Below are 20,050 nucleotides of genomic sequence, written 5' to 3' on the forward strand. Positions count from 1 at the left end.
CGATTTCATCCGAGTTCGAGAAGGTGTGAACATGGCGAAGCAAGCAGCGGGTGCCGCGGGGGCCCCGTTGATCGGGCCGGTGACCGTCACTCCGGCCGACCAGCAGTATCCGGACGTGATCAGGGCGTTGAACGCCCGGTACGTCGCACATCCCGATGCGGTGCAGTTCGTGGACTCGCCCGAGCAGATACCGGCCGTCGTGGAACGGGCCGTGCGCGAGGGGAAGCAGCTCACCGTACGCGGCGGCGGGCACTGCCTGGAGGACTTCGTCTACAACGCGAGCGTGCAGACCGTGCTCGACGTGTCGAAAATGAAGGCCGTCTACTACGACGCCTCCTGCAACGCCGTCGCGGTGGAGTCCGGCGCCACGCTGCTCGACGTGTACGAGGCGCTGTATCAGGCCTGGGGGGTGACCATCCCCGGCGGTATCTGCTATTCCGTCGGCGTCGGCGGGCACGTCAGCGGCGGCGGCTGGGGCATGCTGGTCCGCAGGAACGGCCTGGTCGTCGATCATCTGTACGCGGTGGAAGTGGTGGTGGTCGACGCCCGCGGCAAGGCGAGCACCGTACTGGCCACCCTGGACAAGGACGACCCCCACCGGGAGCTGTGGTGGGCCCACACAGGAGGCGGCGGCGGCAACTTCGGCGTCGTCACCCGCTACCTTTTCCGCTCGCCGGGAGCCGAAGGCGACGACCCGCGCACCCTGCTGCCCAAGCCTCCGGCCGAAGTCCTCTTCAGCGCGGTCTCCTGGCCCTGGAGCGAGATCAGCAGGGACGAGTTCAAACGGCTGGCCCAGAACTACGCCTCCTGGCATGTCGCGCACCTCGACGCCGAAGGCCCTGAGCGCTTCCTGACCAGCTTCCTGCTGCTCAACCACCGGGCCAACGGCCAGATCGGCATGGTCACCCAGGTCGATGCGGAGGCGCCCGGCGCGGAGCAGCTGCTCGAGGACTACCTGGCGCACATGAACAAGGGCATCCGCGTCGAGCGGGGCGCCCTGACGCAGCAGATGGGCGACATCGGACCGATGCCGCAGTTCGCCGCACCGCGCCGGCTGCCGTGGCTGCAGGCCACGCGCTTCGCGGGCACGACCAACCCCCTGCTCAACGACCCGACGCTGCGCGCCGAGTACAAGTCGGCGTACATGCGGGCGGAGTTCCCCCGGGCCCACCTCGCCGCCCTGTACAAGCACCTCACCCGGCCCGACATCGACAGCCCGAACGTGAACGTCCAGCTCACGCCGTTCGGCGGCCGGGTTCACGCGGTGGACCACGACGAGACCGCGTCCCGGCACCGGGGTTCCGCGTTCAAGCTGCTCTGGTCGGCGCAGTGGAACGATCCGGCCGACGACGCCAAGTACGTGGCCTGGGCCAGGGAGAGCTACCGGGAGGTGTACGCGCGAACGGGCGGTGTGCCGGTGCCCAACGCCGTCACCGATGGCTGCTACGTGAACTACCCGGACGCCGATCTGAGCGATTCGCGGTACAACAAGTCCGGCGTGCCCTGGCACGATCTGTACTACAAGGACGCCTACCCGCGGTTGCAGCGGGTCAAGGAGGCCTACGACCCCAGGAACTTCTTCCGGCACCGGCAGTCCGTGGAGCTGCCGTAGCCAAGGCGCCGCATCTCTTCACCGTCGCGCCCGCGTCCGGAACCGCCGGACGCGGGCACGGCAGATGCGCTGGCGGGCCCGTCAGTTCAGGTCCAGGGCCGGGTCTCCGTGGCCGCGCAGACGGGCCGCGACCTCGTGCGGCAGTTCCTCCAGTTCTGCCGTCTGCGCGGGACGGCGCTCACGGTATTCGGGATTGCAGCCCCGGTATCCGAGCAGCCGTGCGACGGGACCCAGGAGAGCGTTGCGTATCCGCTGCAGCGGCCAGGGCGGATCGGCGAACCGCAGCACGTCGGAGAACTCGCGCATGGTGACGGCGCTCTGCAGCAGGCCCGGCCGCCCCTCCTTGTCCGTCCTGCCGTCCTGGGCGAGACCGAAGAGCTGACGGCAGATCAACTGCTCGAAGCGATCTGCCCTGTTGGTCAGTTCCACCACGACGAAGGTCTCCTCGGTGTCGCTGTGGCCGAACCAGCGGTGCACCGTGCCGGGCGGCACGAGAACGCTCTGCCCGAGCGTGTCGAGGATGATGTCCCGGCCTGCGACGTGCACGCGCAGCTGTCCCCGTACGAGAGTGAACCGTTCGTCGCTGAAGGGGTGCGTGTGATACCCGGCGGCGAACCCTCCGGGTTCGACGTACATGTCCATCACCGCGCGTTCGCCCCCCGTCCGGGCAGCCGGGGTTCTGATGACCAGCTTCTCCCGGCACAGGGGGTTGTAGTAGGCCTCGCCCGGGCGAACCGTCATGACTGTCCTCCACTGAAGTCGGCCGACGCGGTCGCTACATACGGGTCCCGCCGCTGACGTCGATGTGCTGACCGGTGATCCACCGTCCGGCGTCGGAGGCGAGGTACGCCACGGCGTCACCGATGTCCTCGGGCTCGCCGACCCGGCCGAAGACGGACTTCGCCGCGGTCTGCGCCCACGCTTGCTCGTCGTCGCGCAACCAGTCGGCGTTGGAGTCCGTGTCCACGTATCCCGGGGCGATCACATTGACCGTGATGCCCCGCGGGCCGAGGACCTTGGCCAGAATGCGGCTGAAACTGTCGAGTGCTCCCTTGGACGCGCCGTAGGCGATGACCTCGGGGAGGCCGAGCCGGGTGACGGCGGAGGAGATGTTGATGACCCGGCCGCCGTCCCGCAGCCGGTCGAGCGCGTGCTGCACGATGAAGAACGGCGCCCGGACGTTCACCGCGATCATCCGGTCGAAGTCGGCGGCGGTCGCGTCCTCGAACTGATCGCGCAGCGCCACCGCGGCGTTGTTCACCAGGATGTCCACCCCGGTGTCCCCGTCGTCGGCGAAGGCGCGCCGGCGCACGTCGAACTCGGCCCAGAACCGCTCGGCGTCGCCCTCCTGGCCCAGCTCGGCGCCGAACGCGAAGGCCCGGCCTCCCGCCTTCTCGATGGTCTCGACCACGTCGTCCGCGGCCTCGGAATTGGTCGCGTAGTGGACCGCCACCAACGCCCCGCGGGCCGCGAGGCGTTCGGCGATGCCACGGCCGATGCTGCGGCTGCTCCCGGTCACGACTGCGGTCCGGCCCGTCAGCGTATCCATACGAGGTCTCCTCTCACGTCGATGAGTTGCCCGGGCCCAGGGGGCCGGGACGGCCGATCCGGCGCGGGACAGCACAATGTGGTGAGCCTCCGTACAGGCGAGGCCCACCACATGCTGTGCGTCACTGATCCCGCACCACGGGGATCACATGCCCTTGAGGAATCCGCCGTCGACGGAGAAGTCCGCGCCGTGCGTGCTCGCCGAGCGCGGGGAAGCGAGCAGCATGATCACGTCGGCGACCTCTTCCGGCGAGACGAGCCGCTTGGTGACCAGGTTCATCATCTCCGGCGCGACGTTCTCCATCACGTTGTCGCGGTCCGTGCCCGCCATGCCGGCGATCACATCGGCCGCGCCGCCCTCGTCGGTCCACCAGGCCGTGAGGACCGGCCCGGGGGAGACCGTGTTCACCCGGATTCCCCGGGGACCGAACTCCTCGGACAGCACCTTGGTGAGGTTGGTCAGGCCCGCCTTCGCCGCCCCGTACTCGGGGTTGGCGGGCGCGGGCTGCCGCGCCAGGCCCGTCGAGACGTTGATGATCGACCCTCCGCCCTGCTCCAGCATCCGGGGTATCGCGGCGCGGATCGCCCGTACGACGGCGAAGAGGTTGAACTCGAAGATCGCCCGCCATTCGGCGTCGTCGGCGTCGAAGAAGCCGGCACGGGGCAGCGTGACACCGGGCGGCGGCCCGCCGGCGTTGTTCACCAGGATGTCGAGCCGGCCGAATTCCGCGACGGCGCGCTCCACCATGTGGGCGGGCGCCTCGGGCTCCATCAAGTCGACCGGTACATGGAGCAGGTTCGGGTTCGCGAGCTCCTTGAGCGCGGGGCTGACATTGCGCGAGGCGGCGATCACGCGGGCGCCCTCGGCGAGCAGCGAGCGGGTGACGGCCAGGCCGATGCCCTTCGATGCGCCGGTGACGACGGCGACACGGTCGGAAAGCTGCAGGTCCATGAATGTCCTTCTCGTGGTCGGGCTCGTGCCCGGGGGATCCGGGCGCAATGGTCCGTTGCGCTCTTATCTGGAACACCACCCGTCCGCGGCGGGTTGCATCGGCCGGGTCCGGGGCGCCGTACGGCACTCGGCCTGGCTTCCGGCGGCCTTCAAGGCGGCGAGTGGCGAGCCGTCACCCGCGCGGTGAGGGAAGCGTGGCCCGCGGCGCTGCCGTGGCCAGGGGCAGCAGGTAATCGGGCAGATGCAGCGAGAGGAGGTAGTCGGCGGAGGAGGAGCGTGGCGGTTCGAGCCGGGGGTGGCCCGAGAGAATGTCGCAGTGCAACCGCTGCAGACGCCGGGAAGGGCCGGTGCCGAGTTCCTCGCGCAGCACGCGTCGCAGTTGGTGGTAAGCGGAGAGTGCGTCGGCCTGCCGTCCCGAGCGGTACAGGGCGAGCATCAGCTGGGCGGTGAGCCGTTCGTCGGTGGGATGCAGATGGGCCAGGGCACTGAGTTCGCCGAGCAGTTCCTGGTGGCGGCCCAGGCGCAGGTCGGCTCCGATGCGCCGGACGAGCGCGTCGAGCCGGTCGCGCTCCACGACCTCGATCGCCGCGCGCAGCAGCGGACCGGTGGGCACGTCGACCAGGATCTGGCCGCGCCACATCTTCTCCGCCGCGCGGGACCGGCGGACCACCAGCTCCGGGTCCCCGTCCGGGATGCTGCGGGCGAGGCGTATCCGCTCCTCGTAGACGTCGAGATCCAGCTCTCCGTTGTCGACCCGGAGCACATAACCCTGGTCACGGGTCATCAGGCGCTCGGGGGACGGCGGTCCACCCGGCCCGTCGTGCAGGGTGCGGCGCAGCTGCATCACGTAGGTGTGCACGGCGGCGACAGCACGGGGCGGCGGGCTGTACTCCCACAGCTCTTCGATGAGCTGTGCCACGGAGACGACCTGGTTGGCGTTGAGCAGGAGGAGCGCCAGCATCTGCCGTTGTTTCGGCGCGGTCGGCGCCCGGTCGGTATCCCCGTCGAGGACGGAGATCGGGCCTAGCACACTGAATTGCACAATAACCCCCGTTGATTCTTGTGCGGTGGTGCGGTGGTGCGGCGGGAGGTCGTCCCGGATGGCCGCACAGTGAAGGCATCCCTGCCGATGCGGTACGACGCCCGCGGTCAACTCCTCGGCTACGGACACACCTTAGGCAGTGCTCGGCTCCTTCTGGTTCCGTCGATGGGGCATTCACAGAATCGATCGAAGCCATCACCGGAACTGACCCCCCGTCACCTGTCCGAGCAGGGCCGAGGGTTGGGCGGGGGGCCGATTCCCGCGCCAGGCTATGTACTGGTCGGGCCGTACGAGGACCAGATCCCGCCCGTACAACTGTCGCGCGGCGGGGTCGGGGACCTCGACCTCGGTGAGCGGCACACCTCGTGCACGCGCCGCGGCCGTCAGGGCCCCCGCGTCGGCGGGTGCGCCGGAGCCGAGTCTGAGCAGGGTGAATCCTGGGCCCAGGTGGTCGAAGAGCGAATCGCCCGGGCCGCGGAGTTCGTGCAGCCACAGGTGCGGAGCCCGGCCCCCGGGTACGCCGGAGGGGGCGTAGGTGGTGAACGCGTCGGGCGGCGGGGAGTCCCGGCCCGGGGCGATGACCGGTGAGGTGTCGTAGCGCGCACCGAGCTGGACCCCGAGGGTGTCCAGGGTGAGACGCCCGTACTCGGCAAGGCGAGTGCCCGTCCTGGTACGGGCGATGTGGCCCGCCGACGTGTCGTCCTCCAGTTCGGCAGGCCGGTCGATGCTGCCCAGACCGATGTTGAGGTCCCGTGCCGCCCGTGTGTTGCGCACCGCCACCGGACGGCGCTCGGCCTCGTAGGACGCGAGCAGCCGCGGCCCGGCCCAGCCCTGGACCGCGGCGGCGAGCTTCCAGGCGAGGTTGGCGGCGTCGTCGACGCCGGTGTTCATGCCGAAGCCTCCGTTGGGGGTGAACAGGTGTGCCGCGTCACCGGCCAGGAAGACGCGCGCCGTGGCGAACCGGTCGGCGACCAGGGCCGCCCCTGGCGTCCAGGCGCGATGGCTGACCACGCCGACGTCCAGGGGCGCGCCGGCCGCCCGTCGGACCAGGCCGACCAGGTCGGCGTCGGTGGCGGTGTCCGGATTCAGGGAGCTGGAGAGCAGGAAGAACTCGTCACCGCCGTCCAGGGCGATGAGATTGAGCGCGAGTTCGCTGTTGAAGACCCAGTTGCTCCAGGCGGCACGGTGTCCCAGGAGGCCGCGCAGGCCGGGGACGCGCAGGTGGGCCGCGCCCGCCCGGCGGCCCAGGACGTCCTGCGCCAGCGAGCCGTCGCCGCTGTAGGTGACACCGAGACAGCGGCGCACGAAGCTGCGTCCGCCGTCGCAGCCCACCGCGTACCGCGCCCGCCAGGTATGGCTGCGGCGCGCGCTGAGCGAGGTCAGCTCCACATGGCCGGGGTGCTCGGCGAGCCGGGTGACGTGGTGCCCGTAGCGAAGCGTGATGCGGGGCCGGGTGCGGGCGTGCTCGAACAGCAGGCGCTCGACGTACATCTGGTTGGCGCGGTGCATCGGCTCGGGCACCTGATCGGTCGGCTCCGCGGCCGCGACGCGGCGGCGCACCTCGGCGGGGCCCGGCCAGGGAAGCGCGGCGAGTTCGTGCCCGCCGTAGCGCACGGAGAAGGAGATCCCCGCGTCATGATGGGCCGGCAGCCCCAGGGAGCGCACCCGCTCGGCGAGGCCGAGGCGGCGGTAGTGCTCCATGGTGCGGGCGTTGTGCGTGGAGCCGCGAGGCTCGGCGGGCACCGCGTCCGCGGTCTCGAGTACCACCGAGCGCACACCGTGGTGGTCGAGGAGGAGGGCGAGCATCAGCCCGACCGGGCCGCCTCCGACCACGACGACCGGTGCGTACGGTGAGCGCTCCATGCCGGCGGCCTCCAGCTCTCCTCGGTGCGCGGAAGCGCGGCTCGCACTCCGGCGGCTGCTGTCGCGGCGTTCTCCCCCGCGTGAGGCATCGTTACAGCACCGGCTGAAGAACAGGTCCAGACGGACCCTGCGGCAGCGCCGCGGGGTTTCGCGAGACATCTCCAGACGTCTTTTAGCAGCGCCTTGCAGACTGCAGGCCGGACCGGGACGCGATTTCTTCGGCGCCCGATCTCTCTTCGAGGCGCACGAATTCATCGAAGATTCCCACCCTCAATCGGCGCAGCACCGCGGAGTGCGAGGTATTCCCATGTTCCTGTTCGGCACGCACCGTTCCGTCGCACAACGCCTGCGTCTTACGGCCGACCGCGGACTGGGCGCCGGGAACTTCTTCTGGCATGCCTGGCGGGTGGCGAGAGACCGTGATCGGCCGCTGCTGTTCCACCCGGACGTGAATGCCGCGTCCTGGGACGAGGAGGAACTCACCGGGCTTTCCCTCAACGACATCAGGATCAAGGTGATCCGCTACGCCCACTGGTACCGCGAGCAGGGCGTGTCCTCCTCCTCGCACGTCGGCGTCTACACCGGGCACGGCCTGTTCGGCCTGCTGCACCACATCGCGATCACGAGCCTGGGCGCGGCGGCCGTGCACTGCAATCCGCGGATGGCCCCCACGACGGCCGCGGAGTACTTCCTGCGGACCGGGACCACGCTGGTGGTCGGCGACGACTTCCTGCTGCACGCGTGCGGCAACGCGTGGCAGGCCGAACGCGACGGCGGGCGTGCGGACTTGACCGCACCCCGCACCCAGGACATCCATGCCCTGGACACGGCCGCCGTCAGGCCTCCGGGGCGGCTGGCGGGCTTTCCGTACCGGCACACGGCCGAAGAGCTGGTGATGATCTCCCACTCGTCGGGGACCACAGGGCGCCCCAAGGCCCCGGTGTTCGGGCACCGCTCCTTCTTCGTCGGCAAGCGCGAGCGGCTGTGGACCTTCCCGTCACGGCGCTTCGACCGGCTGCTGACCGCGTTGCCGCACAGCCACTCCGCCGGTATCAGCTACCTGAGCATGGCCCTGCTGCTCGGCATCCCCACGCTGATCCTGGACGGTGCCGACGGGGAACGTCTCACCCGGGCCGTGAACAGCTTCCGGCCCACCATGGTGCTCGGCTTCCCGCTGACCCTCGCCGAGGTGGACCCCGCCCGGATCCTTCCCGAGGCCGCCGCGTCCCTCCACACCTGGAACGGCATGGGCGACGCCTCCCACGAGCGGCACATCCGGCCGCTGGTGGAACGGGGCCGGCGCGAACAAGGGGGCCCCGGCACGCAGTACTTGGACGGCCTGGGCTCCTCGGAAATGGGCATGGTGCTGTTCAAGCAGTCCCACACCGCCGACTCCGCACGGTACGGGCGGCTCATCGGCCGGCCCGCGCGAGTGGTGCGCAGGGCCGCGGTCCTGAGCGAGACCGGCGAGGAACTGCCGCCCGGCCGGGCCGGCCGGCTGGGGGTGCGCGCGCCGAGTGTCACCCCCGGCTACTGGGACGACCCCGACCTGAGCCAGGAGTCCCTGGTCAACGGGTACTTCCTGACCGGCGACATCGTCCGCAGGGACGCCGCGGGGAACTGGTTCCACCTGGACCGCACCCCGGACGTGATCAAGTCCGCCACGGGCGAGGTCTACAGCCTGCCGCTCGAAGAGGTCGTGCTGCTGGCCACCGGGGCGCTGGACGCCGCGGTCATCGCCGTGGACGACCCCGCGGCCTGTGGCACCTCGTGCCCGGCCGCGGTGGTGTTCCACGGCGACGGCGCCGAGCGGTCGGCGGCCGGCCTGCTCTTCGCCTGCAACCAGGCCTTGGACCACGCAGGGCTGCCCCGGCTGCGCGCGCTGGTGGTGGCCGCGGAGCGCGCGGAGCTGCCGGTGGGCGTGACCGGAAAGGTCCTCAAGCGCCAACTGCGCGAGCGCCACCGCCACTTGCTCGGCGAGCCGCAGACGGACCGGGTCGCCGTCACCGGCACGGCCGGTACCTACCAGCACACCGAGCGCCCGGCCGGATGACCACCGCCACCCGCTCCCCAGACCGCCGCATCGCCCCCACCCAACGCAGGAAGGTCCCCTCCATGGTCGACCAGAGCGCCGCGCGCCGCGTCGTGGACATCATCACCGGCACCTGGCAGGCACAGTCCCTGTACGCGGCGGTCGCGCTCGGCCTGCCCGACCATGTCGCGGCCGGGCACGACACGGACGGCTCCCTTGCCGCGGCTACCGGGGCCGATCACGACGGCATCGTCCGTCTGATGCGGCTGCTGACCGCCATGGGGGTCTTCATCCGCACGGACACGCGGGGGTACCGCACCACCGAGGTGGGCGAACTGCTGTGCGGAGAGTGGTCGATGCGGGACCTGGTCCGCCTCTACGGCGAGGAGTTCCACCGCGCCTGGGGGGCGGCGCCCGAGGCGATACGGACCGGTACCTCCGGTTTCGAGCACACCTTCGGCCTCACCCTGCACGGCTACCTGCGCGACACCCCGCAGGCCGGTGCCAAGTTCCAGCGCGCCATGAACGTCGGCAACGTCTTCTTTCCCGACGTCCTGGACGCCTTCGACTTCACCGGCCGGCGCACCGTGGTCGACGTCGCGGGAGGCAGCGGCATGCTGCTCGCCACAGTTCTGCGGGCCCACCCGGGCCTTCGGGGCGTGCTGTTCGACCTGCCGCACATGCTCCCGGTCGCCACCGAGTACCTGCGCGGCGCCCTCGACGAGCGCACGTACGAGGTGCGCGGCGGGGACGTGTTCCAAGGGGTCCCGGCCGGCGCCGATGTGTATCTGCTCTCCCGTGTCCTGCAGGACTGGGCCGACGACCGGTGCGTGCGGCTGCTGTCGAACATCCGCGAGGCGATGACGGCTTCCTCCCGGCTGCTGATCCTCGAACGGGTCGTCCCCGAGGACGGGCAGCACCTGCTGCCGCTGCTGTGGGACCTGCATCTGCTCATGACCGCGGGCGGCCGCGAGCGCACCCGCACCGGATATCACGACGTGCTGACCACCGCCGGACTTCGGGTGGAATCCGAACACCCACTGGCCCTGGAGACCACGTTGCTCATCTGCGCCCCGGCAGGAGCGGCCGGCCGGCGCCCCCTTGAGACGTAATCGGAGAACCGGATGAGCAGTGAGGATCTCGTGGTGTGCATCGTCGGGGCCGGGCCCCGGGGACTGTCGGTCCTGGAACGCCTCTGCGCCAACGAGCGGAACGCCGCTTCGGACCGGGCGGTCACCGTCCATGTGGTGGACCCCGCCCGGCCCGGCGCCGGACGGGTCTGGCGCACCGGCCAGTCGCCGCACCTGCTGATGAACACCGTGGCCTGCCAGGTGTCCGTCTACACGGACGCCAGTGTGGAGATGAAGGGGCCGGTCGAGGAGGGCCCCAGCCTGTACGAATGGGCGAAGGCCACGGCCGCGGCAGAGCAGGACCCGGCCGACAGCGCCGCCCTGAGGTTCGCGGCCGAAGCGCGGCGACTGGGACCCGACTCCTATCCCAGCCGCGCCCTGTACGGCCGCTACTTGGAGGACGCCTTCGACCGGGTCACAGCCCTGGCGCCGGACCATGTCACGGTGCACACGCACCGGGTACGGGCCGTCGCCCTGGACGACGCACCCGTCGGTGGCGGGCAGGTGCTGACGCTCGCGGACGGCACCCGGCTGGCCGGTCTCGACGCCGTGGTCCTCGCCCAGGGCCATGTGGCGGCCAAGGCCACCGCACCCGAGGAATACCTGCACGGGGAGGCTCGGGAACAGGGGCTGAGGCATATCCTGCCGGCCAACCCGGCCGATGTGGACCTGTCGGCCGTCCGGCCCGGCGAAGCGGTCCTGCTGCGCGGTCTCGGGCTGAACTTCTTCGATCACATGGCGCTGCTCACCGTCGGTCGCGGCGGCCGCTTCGAGCACACCGACGCAGGGCTCGCCTACCGGCCGTCGGGACACGAGCCCCTGTTGTACGCGGGCTCACGGCGCGGCATCCCCTACCACTCGCGCGGCGAGAACGAGAAGGGAGCCCATGGCCGCCATCAGCCGCGGCTGCTGACCGCCGCGGCGGTCGCCGCCCTGCGTGCGCGGTCCGCGGAGGGCGAACGCCTGCGCTTCGGCACCGACTTGTGGCCGTTGGTCGCCAAGGAGGTCGAGACGGTCTACTACGACGCCCTGCTGGCCCAGCTCGGCCGGGAGCCCGAGCGCGCCGCCTTCACCGAACGCTATCTCGCGGCGCCGGCGGGCGACGCAGAGCAGCACCTGCTCGACGCGTTCGGCGTCGCACCCGAGCTGCGCTGGAGCTGGCAGCGGATCTCCTGGCCGTACGGCAGCCGGGTCTTCGCCGACCGCGACGCGTTCCGCACCTGGCTCCTGGAGTACTTGGCCGAGGACGTACGGCAGGCGCGGACCGGGAATGTGAACGGCCCGCTCAAGGCCGCCCTCGACGTCCTGCGCGATCTGCGCAACGAGATACGGATCGTGGTGGACCACGGGGGCCTGGAGGGCGACTCCTACCGTGACGACCTGCAGAACTGGTACACGCCGCTCAACGCCTTCCTCTCCATCGGCCCGCCCCTGTCGCGTATCGAGGAGATGATCGCCCTCGTCGAGGCGGGGGTCCTCGACCTGGTCGGCCCGGGCATGAGTGTGCGGATCGATCCGGGTGAGGGGCCCGGTTCACCTCCCGCCTTCGTCGCGGCCTCGGAGCGCGTGGGCGGCGCACCCGTGCGGGCGACCACGCTGATCGAGGCCCGGCTGCCCGAGCCGGACGTACGGCGTACCGCCGATCCGCTCCTGGCCCATCTGCTGGCCACCGGACAGGGCCGCCCCTACCTCATCCCCGGCATGTGCGGCACCAGCCACGAGACCGGCGGCCTGGCGGTCACCGAACGCCCTTACCACGTGGTGGACACCACCGGCCGCGCGCATCCCCGGCGCTTCGCCTACGGGGTGCCCACCGAAGCCGTGCACTGGGTCACCGCGGCCGGCATCCGACCGGGCGTCAACTCGGTGACGCTGGGCGACGCCGACGCGATCGCCCGTGCCGTGCTGACCCTGTCGCCCACGGGGCCCGAGCGGCATGCCCCGCCGGCGGCGTACACCGCGGCGCTGCCGAGCATCGGACACAGGGTGTGACGAGGGTGAGCCCCGGTGGCCGATGTGGGCCTGGTCGTGGCCCTGCGCGAGGTGGTGGCCAGGAGCGATCCGGCCGCGGCCGCGTATGTGCATCGCGGCTCCACGAGCCAGGACGTCGTCGACACCGGCGCCATGCTGGTGGCACAGCGGGCGCTGCGGGCCGTCCGCGCCGATCTGGACCGCGTGGCGCGGGCCCTCGGCCGTCTCGCGGCCGAGCACCGTGATACGCCGATGGCCGGCCGGACGCTCACGCTGCACGCCGTACCGACGACGTTCGGGCTCAAGGCCGCGTCGTGGCGGTCCCTCGTCCTGGACGCCTCCGAGCGTGTGGGCCGGGTGCTCGCAACAGGCCTGCCGGTGTCGCTCGGCGGTGCGGCCGGAACGCTGGCCGGCTATCTCGCGTACGCGGCGGGGGACGGCGAGGCCGAGCCCGACCCCGCGACCTACTCCGATCGGCTCGTCGGCGCGTTCGCCGAGGAGACGGGCCTGGCCCGGCCGGTGCTGCCCTGGCATGCCCTGCGTACACCGATCGCCGACCTCGGCTCCGCGCTCGCCTTCACCACCGGAGCCCTCGGCAAGATCGCCGTCGATGTGCAGTTTCTGACCCGCACCGAGGTCGGCGAGGTGACCGAGCCGACGGCGGCGGGCCGCGGCAGTTCCTCGGCCATGCCGCACAAACGCAACCCGGTCCTCGCCACCTTGATCCGCAGCGCGGCCCCGCAAGTGCCCGCTCTCTGCGCGGCCTTGAACCAGCTGCTCGTCTGCGAGGACGAACGCTCCGCAGGGGCCTGGCACGCGGAGTGGCAACTGCTGCGCGAGTGCCTGTGGCTCGTGGGCGGCGCGGCCCACACGGCGGTCGAACTCGCCGAGGGCCTGCGGGTCGAGCCACGGCGCATGCGCGCCAATCTGGACCTGACTGCCGGTCAGGTGGTGACGGAGCGTGTCGCGGCGGCGTTGGCTCCGCTTTTCGGCCCGGCCCGGGCCAAAGAGCTGCTCTCGCAGGCGGTCGGCACCGCCGCCCGCACCGGCCGCCCGCTGGCCGCCGTGCTCGGCGCCCATCCGGACCTGTCGGGTCACTTCCAGGACGGCGAACTGGAGGCCTTGCTGGACCCCGCCGGGTACCCCGGTGCGGCGGGCGCTCTGGTGGACCGTGCACTGCAAAGGCACCCGCGACCTGCGCCTCCCCGGCCGAAATCGCTCCGGTGAATATTCGCGCTTATCGCTGTGATTGCAAATCGCAATAGAATTGACGGGCAAAAATCCCCCGTTATAGCATAAGGTGGAAGGATCGCTGTATCCAGGGCAGTACGGGGGAGTAATGCGCATTGGAGTCCTTGGTTCATTAATGGTGTCCGACGGGGGAATGAACTTCGTGCCGAGCGCGCCCAAGCCTCGGCAGCTCCTCGCCTTTCTCGCACTCAACGCCAACCGTATGGTGCGTTCCAGCGAGTGCATCACCGAATTGTGGGGGGACCGCCCGCCAAAAAGTGCCATGTCCACGCTACAGACGTACGTTCTGCATATTCGGCAAGTGCTGCGCAGGGTTCCGGGCGAGGACCACAGCCGCATTCTCGTGACCCGGAGCTACGGATATCAGCTCACCGCCACACCGGGCGCCTTCGACCGGGAGCACTTCGAGACCCTGGCGCGACGTGGCCGTCACGCGCTCCGGGTAGGGGACTTCCTCAGGGCCTCCGAGCTGTTCGGCGGAGCTCTCGCGCAATGGCGCGGACCCGCACTCGCGGACGTACTCCCGGGCGCTCTCGGCGCAGCGCATCTGCTGAACCTCGAGGAAACCCGAAAGACCGTGCTCGAGCAGCGGATCGAGGCGGACCTGGTGCTGGGAAGGCACCGCGAGGTGCTGGACGAAGTGACCGTTCACGCCTGCCTGAACCCCACCCACGAGAACCTCCACGCACAGCTCATGGTCGCGCTGTACCAGTGCGGTGAGCGGTCCAAGGCCCTCGCGGTCTACGCCAGGTTGCGTCACATCCTGGGGGACTCCCTGGGACTTGAACCCACGCCCCGCATGCAGCGCCTGTACCGGGCGATCAAGACAGGCGCCGCCCTGCCCGGTCCTCCGGCCGTGCCCCAGCGGGTGCGGTGACCCGTACCGGCACGGGCCCGGCACCCCACCTTTCGGCAACCCTTTTCACCGGGGCGGTGTTTCCTCAGTGATGGACGACGCGGCCGAGCAACTGACTGGTCTCCTGGCGACGGATCTGGACGACGGCTTCACCGAGCTGGTCCGGGTGCACGCCGGGGCGGTGCACGCGTTCCTGCTGCGAGTGTCGGGCTCACCGACCGAGGCCGACGACCTGGGGCAGGACACCTTTGTGCGGGCCTATACGGCGCTTCAGGGGTACTCCCCGCAGCGGCGCGGGGAACTGCGTCCGCGGGCCTGGCTGATGACGATCGCCGCCAACGTCTGGCGCAATCATGTGCGCACGGGCGTACGGCGACCGGTCTCCGCCATGCGCGTGGAGGACTCGCAGGACCGCTGGCCCGACGCGCGACCCGGTCCTGAGGAGCGGGCCACGATGACCGATGACCGCGACCTGCTGGTGGCGGCGCTGGCGGAACTTCCGGAAAAGCACCGGACAGCGGTCGTGCTGCGGCATGTGGTCGGCATGAGCTATGCCGAGGTCGCGGAGGTGCAAGGCTGTCCTGTAGGCACCGCCAAGGCGCAGGTGTCCCGGGGGGTCGGACACCTGCGCCGGCTGCTGGCACCGGAAAATGCAGTGCTGAGGGAGGTGTCGAGATGAACCGGGACGATGTGGAATCGCCGCTCCCGCGCGAAGGGCCCGCAGCGGAACTGCCCGCGCTGGCGGGGCTGTCCGCCACGGACGCGCCGGCGGGTTTTGCGCTACGGGTACTGCAGCGCACGGGGATTCCGCCACAGCGCTACGACACGTACGTACGGATGGAATCGGCGGCGGGCGGCCTGTACGTCGCCTTCGGACCGCAGGCCGTGACCGGAGCCGCGCTCGCCGTTGCGGAACTGAGGCCTCAGGCCTTCGAGGAGCTGCACCGCTCCCGCACGGGCCGGTCCGCGATTCCCGCCCTCAAGCCGTTCCGCGGCCTGAGGACGGCGCTGCGCACGGGGCGCGGCAAGCACCTGCCCCTCTCCCTGCCGATGCTGTCGCAGCGGGAACGCGCCGTGCTCGACGCGGTACGCGAGATTCCGCCCGGGCAGCTGCGCCCGGTCACCTGGCTCGCCCGGGAGTCGGACCAGGACGTCACGGATGTCGTCGAGGCGCTGTCCCGCAACCCGCTGCCGGTATTGATCCCCTGCCACCGGGCGACGTACGACAGCGGAACACCGTGCGACGTCGGCTACCCGAGCGGGGTGGGCGCAGCGCTGCGCAAGGCGGAAGGCATCGACATGCAGGAGGTTCAGGAGTTCGCACGCAGCGGCGCTCTGTTCCTCGGCAGCGACACCACCGGCATCTACTGCCACCCGACCTGTGCCCACGCACGGCGCATCACCGCGCCCCACCGGGTCTCCTTCCGTACGGCGCACGATGCGCGCAGCGCCGGCTACCGGGCCTGCAAGACCTGCCGGCCGATCACCGCATGACCCGTACCGCCCCCAGGAGTTCACCATGAGCGACGCCCACCGCAGCGCCGGCGACGGGAAGGCCGTGGCCCTGACCGCCGTGCCGACCGCCGTGGGCCCCATGACCCTCGCCGTCACCGAACAGGCCCTGGTCCACTGCGGATTCGACACACCCGCAGCGGTCCGAGCGCGCCTGTTGCGCGCCGGACTCGACACGGCACGCACCGACACCCCCTCGCCGGCACAGGCCGCGCTCCTGAGCGAGACCCGCGTCCAACTGGCCGCCTACCTCTCGGGCGAACGCTGCTCCTTCTCCCTCCCGCTGGACCTGTGCCTCACGACCCCATTCGCCAAGAAGACCGTCCTGGCCCTGGAAAGCGTCGCCCCCTACGGGCACACCACGACCTACGGACAACTCGCCAAGGCTCTGTCCCACCCCCGGGCAGCCCGAGCCGTGGGCCTCGCCCTGGCCACCAACCCGCTGTGCGTCGTCTTACCCTGCCACCGCGTCATCACCTCCACGGGCCGCCCGTCAGGCTATGCGGGCGGCCTGCCCGCCAAGCACTTCCTGCTCGAACTGGAGGCGTCGGCCGCCCGCTGACCGGGTGTTGTGCAGGAGCTCGGCGCAGTTGCAGCGCTTCAGGGCGGGGCGTCCGGTCCCTGGGCTTCGCGGCAGGCCGGGGAGGCGGTGCCTTGACGGGCGCGGACGGGCGTGAGCCGTACCCGAGTGACCGGCCGGGGCGACGCCCGGGAGTTGACCCGGCCGGTCCGCTGTCGGCCGGGGCAGCAGCTATGCCCGCCCCGGCTGCTGCGCACCCGTCGAGGGAGGACCCTTCGGCCGAGCGGGCCGAATCGCCTCCTGTACGTGAGCGCCATGGGCCGGGCCGGGGGTGTTCGCGGTGTCGGTGGTGTGGGGGTGTGGAGTGAGAGCGAAGACTCGGATGTCTCGCCGGCTGTAGTGGGCGTAGTCGTCGAAGCAGGGCATCCAGGTGAGGATGTGGGTCCGGACCGCTTGTTGTTCTTGGGCGGTCAGCAGGTGTGCCCGCACCGGCAGGGCCGTGCCGTGCCAGTCGACCGAGGCGTGCGGGTCGCGGAGCAAGTGGTAGGACCAGGCGGGGTGCCGAGGCCGGCCGAAGTTGGTTGCCATGACGATGAAGGTGCCTGATGGAGTCTGGCCGGCCAGGAGAGGAGTACGGCAGGCAGTGCCGTCGCTGCGGGTGGTGTGGAGCATCAGGACGGGGACCAGCAGACGGCTGGGCATCCATCTGCCGTTGGTCCAGCGGTGGACCTGACGGTCCAGGCGGGGCAGCAGACGCGGCCCCCAACGGCGCAAGAGCCAGCTGTTGCCCACCCTGCGCAGGTATCGCTGCCGGCGGCTGGCGGGCCGGATCGCGGCCGGACGCGGTGGTGTCACGGGCGTTGGTCCCATCGGGTGGACCGCCCCGAGGAGGGGAAGGCGTGGTCGGTGAGCTGTTGGGACAGCCGCCACAGTCGCTCGACGGCACCGGCGTCACGCGCCCTGCGCGCAGCGCGTACGCGCACGGGGGGACCGGACCATTCCCACCGCCCGCCCGGGCCGAGGAATTCGCCGCTGGCGACATGCGGGTCTGTCGCTGCTCGCACCAGTGGCCAGGCCGCCTGCGAAGGAGAGTGCCATCGTGCCTGCGCCCACTCCAGCAGCCGTGCCTCGACGTGCCGGCCGTCGGCGTGCAACGCGTTGGAGCCGAGGGTGGTGTTGACCAGGCCGGGATGGGCAGCAATCGCGCGCAGCGGCAGCCCGCGGGTTCGCGCCCACGTTGCGAGTCCCTGGGTGAACAGCAGGTTCGCCAGTTTGGAGTCGCAGTAGGCCGGCCATCGGTGATGGCGCCGGGGCAGGTGCGGACGGCTGGTGCGGCATCGGCCCAGCCAGTGCAGGAGGGAGGAGACGTTCACCACCCGCGGCTGGGGTGCGTTCAGCAGGGCGGGCAGCAGGTGGCCGGTCAGAGCGAAATGACCGAGGTGGTTCACGGCGAAGTGCATCTCGTAGCCGGCCGAGGAGCGGGTGGGCGCGAGCGCCGCCACCCCGGCGTTGTTGACCAACACATCCAGCCGTCCTTCAGTACGGTCCGAGATCTGTTCGGCGGCCTCGCGGACCTGGTCTAGCTCGGCCAAGTCGCAGGCGACGCTGTCCACCCGAGCTGCCACGACGCGGCGGCGCACTGCTTCAGCCGCCGCATGTCCTTGCGCGGAAGAGGGACAGAGGGTGATCACGCGTGCGCCGTGCCGGGCCAGTTGCTCGGCCACCGCGGCGCCGATGCCGCGGGAGGAACCCGTGACCACTGCTGTGTGCTCGGAAAGGTCGGCCACCTCTGCCGGTGTCCACGCGTCATGTTCCGCTCGCCAGCGCCGCCACGGCCCGGGAAGGTCGGCACCGCCGTATCCCGTCACCGCAGGCACACGCTTCTCGCCGCCGTCCCTCACGCTTGGTGCAACGACCGTCTGCCGGGCAAGGAACGGTCCGCATGACGTTGACGGCGCCCTTGATGTCGGCGATGCGGCGCCCGGTCCCGCCGCGGGGCCGGCCCCGCCGACGCGACAGAGCAGTTCCCCGCCCTTCCCCTGCCGTCGGCGAGCGATGCCTGCCGGCGCGAGCGGTGACAGGCATCGACGACCTCCACTCTTCGGCCCGTCCGCGGGTCTCAGTGCGATGTGCGGGCGCAGGCACCCCGCTTGTCAGGCCGTGTCCTGCTCAGGTTGTACTCGAGTCGGCGCGCAGGCACGGGTCGGCTGACGACGAGGCCGTGACGAACTGGTTGTAGTGGCGGGTGCGGAGGCAGAAGGTGAGCAGGGCCAGAAGGCTGGTGGCCGCGAACCAGCACAGAGCCAGGGCCGCGCAGGCGAAGGAGGCCGTGTGCGTGAAGGCGGCGGCCAGGGCCGTCTGCGCGGGTCCGTACAGCGGCAGGGCACTCAGAAAGGCCTGGTCCCCGGCCGGGTTCGAAACCGGGCTCTGCATGCCGACATCGATCAGCGTGGCCATCACCACGACGAAGAACCCTTCCAGTTCGTTACGCAGCAGGTAGCCGACCATGATGCCCAGACCTCCGTAGGCCAAGACGGCCGCTGCCAGGGCGGCGGCCACTGCCCCCGGTTGGGCCAGCGGCCAGGACAGCCGCAGCAGGCCGAGGGTGTAACAGGTGAGCAGCACCGTGACGACGAGGAGGGCACCGAGTTTGGCGGCCAGCAACTGCAGCCGGGGGTAGCCCGCCAGCACCAGGCGCAGGTCCATGTCCCGGGCGCTGAAGGTGGCCATGAACATCATGAATCCGGCGATCACCGTGACCGCGTGCAAGGAGCTGGAGACCTGGATGGTGCGGTTCATCGACGCGACCACGTCGATGCCGAGCGCGCTGCTGTTGAAGGTGATGTCCTTGTTGAGAGCGGTGACCCGGACCAGGTAGATCCAAGTCGGGATGAACAAGGCAATCATGGCCATTGCGAGACGGTTGCGCAGGTGGCCGGTCAGCGTGAAACCGAAGGCCACCGTGAACGCCGTCCACCGATGCCTCATCGCGGCGCTCCCTCCTCGTGCAGGCGACCGTCACGCAAGTGGTGGACGGTGTCGAAGTGCTCCAGGTCGTGCAGCAGATGGGAAACCACCACCACCGAGCGTCCTTGGCCGCGCAACCGCCCTGCCAACTGCCAGAATCGCTGGTGCGTGTCCCAGTCGAAGCCCTGGTACGGCTCATCGAGCACCAGCAACGGCGGATCGTGCATGAGCGCCAACGTCAGGTTGAGCTTCTGCCGGGTGCCGCCACTGAGCTCGCCCGCCCGGGTGCGCCGCTCGCCGCCGAACCCGAGCAGCTCCATCAACTCCAAGGCATGATCCAACCGGGGCAGCCGGTAGGCGACCTGGAACAGCCTCAGATGCTGAGCGACCGTGAGCGTGTCATTGACCACTGCCTGTTGCGGGCAGTACCCCAGCGCGCTGAAACGCTGCACGGAGCCGCAGTCGGGCATCAGCTGTCCCACCGCGATACGCAGCAGCGTGCTCTTGCCCGAGCCGTTCTCGCCCACCACACCAGCGAGCATGCCGGCCGAGACCGTCAGGTCGGCGCCGCGCAGCACCGTCCGCCGGCCGTACGCCTTGTGCACGGCCCTGATGCGCAGCCGCGTCTTTGGTGCCATCTCGTTCCACCCCTCGTCACCCACCGCACCATCACCGTCCGCTCGGACCAACGGGCGCAGGCGGCACGCAGACACGCCGGATCGGCGTCTGCCCGGATAGGGGGATCCGTCCGGTAGGCGGGCCGTCGTGCACCCTGCGGCACGGCACCCCGGGCC

At 70.7% G+C, this 20,050-nt stretch carries 18 protein-coding genes; 9 read left to right on the plus strand and 9 right to left on the minus strand.

The window, feature by feature from the left end; genetic code table 11:
• Positions 1-31: 31 nt before the first annotated feature.
• A complete protein-coding gene (locus tag AC4IJH_RS02050; RefSeq protein ID WP_490849682.1) occupies positions 32-1,612 on the plus strand; it encodes an FAD-binding oxidoreductase in 1,581 nt (526 codons plus the stop codon).
• An 81-nt stretch (positions 1,613-1,693) separates the two neighbouring features.
• On the opposite strand, the gene AC4IJH_RS02055 is transcribed toward AC4IJH_RS02050, so the two are convergent.
• From AC4IJH_RS02055 to AC4IJH_RS02075, 5 genes are all read right to left on the minus strand, one after another.
• Positions 1,694-2,353, minus strand: a complete 660-nt coding sequence (locus tag AC4IJH_RS02055) for a cupin domain-containing protein (RefSeq protein WP_490849683.1) — start codon at positions 2,351-2,353, stop codon at positions 1,694-1,696.
• A 34-nt stretch (positions 2,354-2,387) separates the two neighbouring features.
• Positions 2,388-3,161: an SDR family oxidoreductase gene (locus AC4IJH_RS02060; RefSeq protein WP_490849684.1), complete on the minus strand. Its 774-nt coding sequence runs from the start codon at positions 3,159-3,161 to the stop codon at positions 2,388-2,390.
• A 144-nt stretch (positions 3,162-3,305) separates the two neighbouring features.
• A complete protein-coding gene (locus AC4IJH_RS02065) occupies positions 3,306-4,112 on the minus strand; it encodes an SDR family NAD(P)-dependent oxidoreductase (protein ID WP_490849685.1) in 807 nt (268 codons plus the stop codon).
• A gap of 172 nt (positions 4,113-4,284) precedes the next feature.
• Positions 4,285-5,154: an AfsR/SARP family transcriptional regulator gene (locus AC4IJH_RS02070; RefSeq protein ID WP_490849686.1), complete on the minus strand. Its 870-nt coding sequence runs from the start codon at positions 5,152-5,154 to the stop codon at positions 4,285-4,287.
• A 195-nt stretch (positions 5,155-5,349) separates the two neighbouring features.
• Positions 5,350-7,017: an FAD-dependent monooxygenase gene (locus tag AC4IJH_RS02075; protein WP_490849687.1), complete on the minus strand. Its 1,668-nt coding sequence runs from the start codon at positions 7,015-7,017 to the stop codon at positions 5,350-5,352.
• Positions 7,018-7,324: 307 nt separating this feature from the next.
• Here AC4IJH_RS02075 and AC4IJH_RS02080 point away from each other — a divergent pair, with 307 nt between their 5' ends.
• The 8 genes from AC4IJH_RS02080 (at position 7,325) to AC4IJH_RS02115 (ending at position 16,331) form a co-directional block, all read left to right on the plus strand.
• A complete protein-coding gene (locus AC4IJH_RS02080) occupies positions 7,325-9,070 on the plus strand; it encodes a class I adenylate-forming enzyme family protein (protein ID WP_490849688.1) in 1,746 nt (581 codons plus the stop codon).
• Positions 9,067-10,161 carry a methyltransferase gene (locus AC4IJH_RS02085; RefSeq protein WP_490849689.1) on the plus strand — a complete coding sequence of 365 codons (1,095 nt, stop codon included), beginning with the start codon at positions 9,067-9,069 and terminating at the stop codon, positions 10,159-10,161. The genes AC4IJH_RS02080 and AC4IJH_RS02085 overlap by 4 nt, the downstream gene beginning before the upstream one ends.
• A 12-nt stretch (positions 10,162-10,173) precedes the next feature.
• A complete protein-coding gene (locus AC4IJH_RS02090) occupies positions 10,174-12,171 on the plus strand; it encodes an FAD/NAD(P)-binding protein (protein ID WP_490849690.1) in 1,998 nt (665 codons plus the stop codon).
• Positions 12,172-12,186: 15 nt separating this feature from the next.
• Positions 12,187-13,377, plus strand: coding sequence for a lyase family protein (locus AC4IJH_RS02095; RefSeq protein ID WP_490849691.1), 1,191 nt, complete (start codon positions 12,187-12,189; stop codon positions 13,375-13,377).
• A 157-nt stretch (positions 13,378-13,534) separates the two neighbouring features.
• The gene (locus AC4IJH_RS02100; RefSeq protein ID WP_490849692.1) at positions 13,535-14,278 is read left to right on the plus strand and encodes an AfsR/SARP family transcriptional regulator; all 744 of its coding nucleotides are present in this window, start codon (positions 13,535-13,537) and stop codon (positions 14,276-14,278) included.
• 70 nt (positions 14,279-14,348) lie between these two features.
• Positions 14,349-14,936: an RNA polymerase sigma factor gene (locus AC4IJH_RS02105; protein WP_490849693.1), complete on the plus strand. Its 588-nt coding sequence runs from the start codon at positions 14,349-14,351 to the stop codon at positions 14,934-14,936.
• Complete coding sequence (locus tag AC4IJH_RS02110) at positions 14,933-15,751, plus strand: Ada metal-binding domain-containing protein (protein WP_490849694.1); 819 nt, start codon at positions 14,933-14,935, stop codon at positions 15,749-15,751. The genes AC4IJH_RS02105 and AC4IJH_RS02110 overlap by 4 nt, the downstream gene beginning before the upstream one ends.
• A gap of 25 nt (positions 15,752-15,776) precedes the next feature.
• A complete protein-coding gene (locus AC4IJH_RS02115) occupies positions 15,777-16,331 on the plus strand; it encodes a methylated-DNA--[protein]-cysteine S-methyltransferase (protein WP_490849695.1) in 555 nt (184 codons plus the stop codon).
• A 189-nt stretch (positions 16,332-16,520) separates the two neighbouring features.
• Here the strand turns inward: AC4IJH_RS02115 and AC4IJH_RS02120 are convergent, their stop codons facing one another.
• From AC4IJH_RS02120 to AC4IJH_RS02135, 4 genes are all read right to left on the minus strand, one after another.
• Positions 16,521-17,144: a nitroreductase/quinone reductase family protein gene (locus AC4IJH_RS02120; protein ID WP_490849696.1), complete on the minus strand. Its 624-nt coding sequence runs from the start codon at positions 17,142-17,144 to the stop codon at positions 16,521-16,523.
• Entirely contained in the window at positions 17,141-18,076 is a 936-nt protein-coding gene (locus tag AC4IJH_RS02125; RefSeq protein WP_490849697.1) for an SDR family NAD(P)-dependent oxidoreductase, read from the minus strand. The genes AC4IJH_RS02120 and AC4IJH_RS02125 overlap by 4 nt, the downstream gene beginning before the upstream one ends.
• Positions 18,077-18,458: 382 nt before the next feature.
• Entirely contained in the window at positions 18,459-19,277 is an 819-nt protein-coding gene (locus AC4IJH_RS02130) for a hypothetical protein (protein ID WP_490849698.1), read from the minus strand.
• Positions 19,274-19,894, minus strand: a complete 621-nt coding sequence (locus tag AC4IJH_RS02135) for an ABC transporter ATP-binding protein (RefSeq protein ID WP_490849715.1) — start codon at positions 19,892-19,894, stop codon at positions 19,274-19,276. Before AC4IJH_RS02135 ends, AC4IJH_RS02130 begins: the two co-directional genes overlap by 4 nt.
• Between the last annotated feature and the right edge of the window lie 156 nt (positions 19,895-20,050).

The sequence above is a fragment of the Streptomyces sp. UF-297 genome (assembly GCF_058245575.1).

What these genes read in the sequence shown, in the direction of transcription:
- AC4IJH_RS02050 (WP_490849682.1), top strand. Translation starts at nt 32, where the DNA reads ATGGCGAAGCAAGCAGCGGGTGCCGCGGGGGCCCCGTTGATCGGGCCG.
- AC4IJH_RS02055 (WP_490849683.1), bottom strand. Translation starts at nt 2,353, where the DNA reads ATGACGGTTCGCCCGGGCGAGGCCTACTACAACCCCCTGTGCCGGGAG.
- AC4IJH_RS02060 (WP_490849684.1), bottom strand. Translation starts at nt 3,161, where the DNA reads ATGGATACGCTGACGGGCCGGACCGCAGTCGTGACCGGGAGCAGCCGC.
- AC4IJH_RS02065 (WP_490849685.1), bottom strand. Translation starts at nt 4,112, where the DNA reads ATGGACCTGCAGCTTTCCGACCGTGTCGCCGTCGTCACCGGCGCATCG.
- AC4IJH_RS02075 (WP_490849687.1), bottom strand. Translation starts at nt 7,017, where the DNA reads ATGGAGCGCTCACCGTACGCACCGGTCGTCGTGGTCGGAGGCGGCCCG.
- AC4IJH_RS02080 (WP_490849688.1), top strand. Translation starts at nt 7,325, where the DNA reads ATGTTCCTGTTCGGCACGCACCGTTCCGTCGCACAACGCCTGCGTCTT.
- AC4IJH_RS02085 (WP_490849689.1), top strand. Translation starts at nt 9,067, where the DNA reads ATGACCACCGCCACCCGCTCCCCAGACCGCCGCATCGCCCCCACCCAA.
- AC4IJH_RS02090 (WP_490849690.1), top strand. Translation starts at nt 10,174, where the DNA reads ATGAGCAGTGAGGATCTCGTGGTGTGCATCGTCGGGGCCGGGCCCCGG.
- AC4IJH_RS02100 (WP_490849692.1), top strand. Translation starts at nt 13,535, where the DNA reads ATGAACTTCGTGCCGAGCGCGCCCAAGCCTCGGCAGCTCCTCGCCTTT.
- AC4IJH_RS02105 (WP_490849693.1), top strand. Translation starts at nt 14,349, where the DNA reads ATGGACGACGCGGCCGAGCAACTGACTGGTCTCCTGGCGACGGATCTG.
- AC4IJH_RS02110 (WP_490849694.1), top strand. Translation starts at nt 14,933, where the DNA reads ATGAACCGGGACGATGTGGAATCGCCGCTCCCGCGCGAAGGGCCCGCA.
- AC4IJH_RS02115 (WP_490849695.1), top strand. Translation starts at nt 15,777, where the DNA reads ATGAGCGACGCCCACCGCAGCGCCGGCGACGGGAAGGCCGTGGCCCTG.
- AC4IJH_RS02130 (WP_490849698.1), bottom strand. Translation starts at nt 19,277, where the DNA reads ATGAGGCATCGGTGGACGGCGTTCACGGTGGCCTTCGGTTTCACGCTG.
- AC4IJH_RS02135 (WP_490849715.1), bottom strand. Translation starts at nt 19,894, where the DNA reads ATGGCACCAAAGACGCGGCTGCGCATCAGGGCCGTGCACAAGGCGTAC.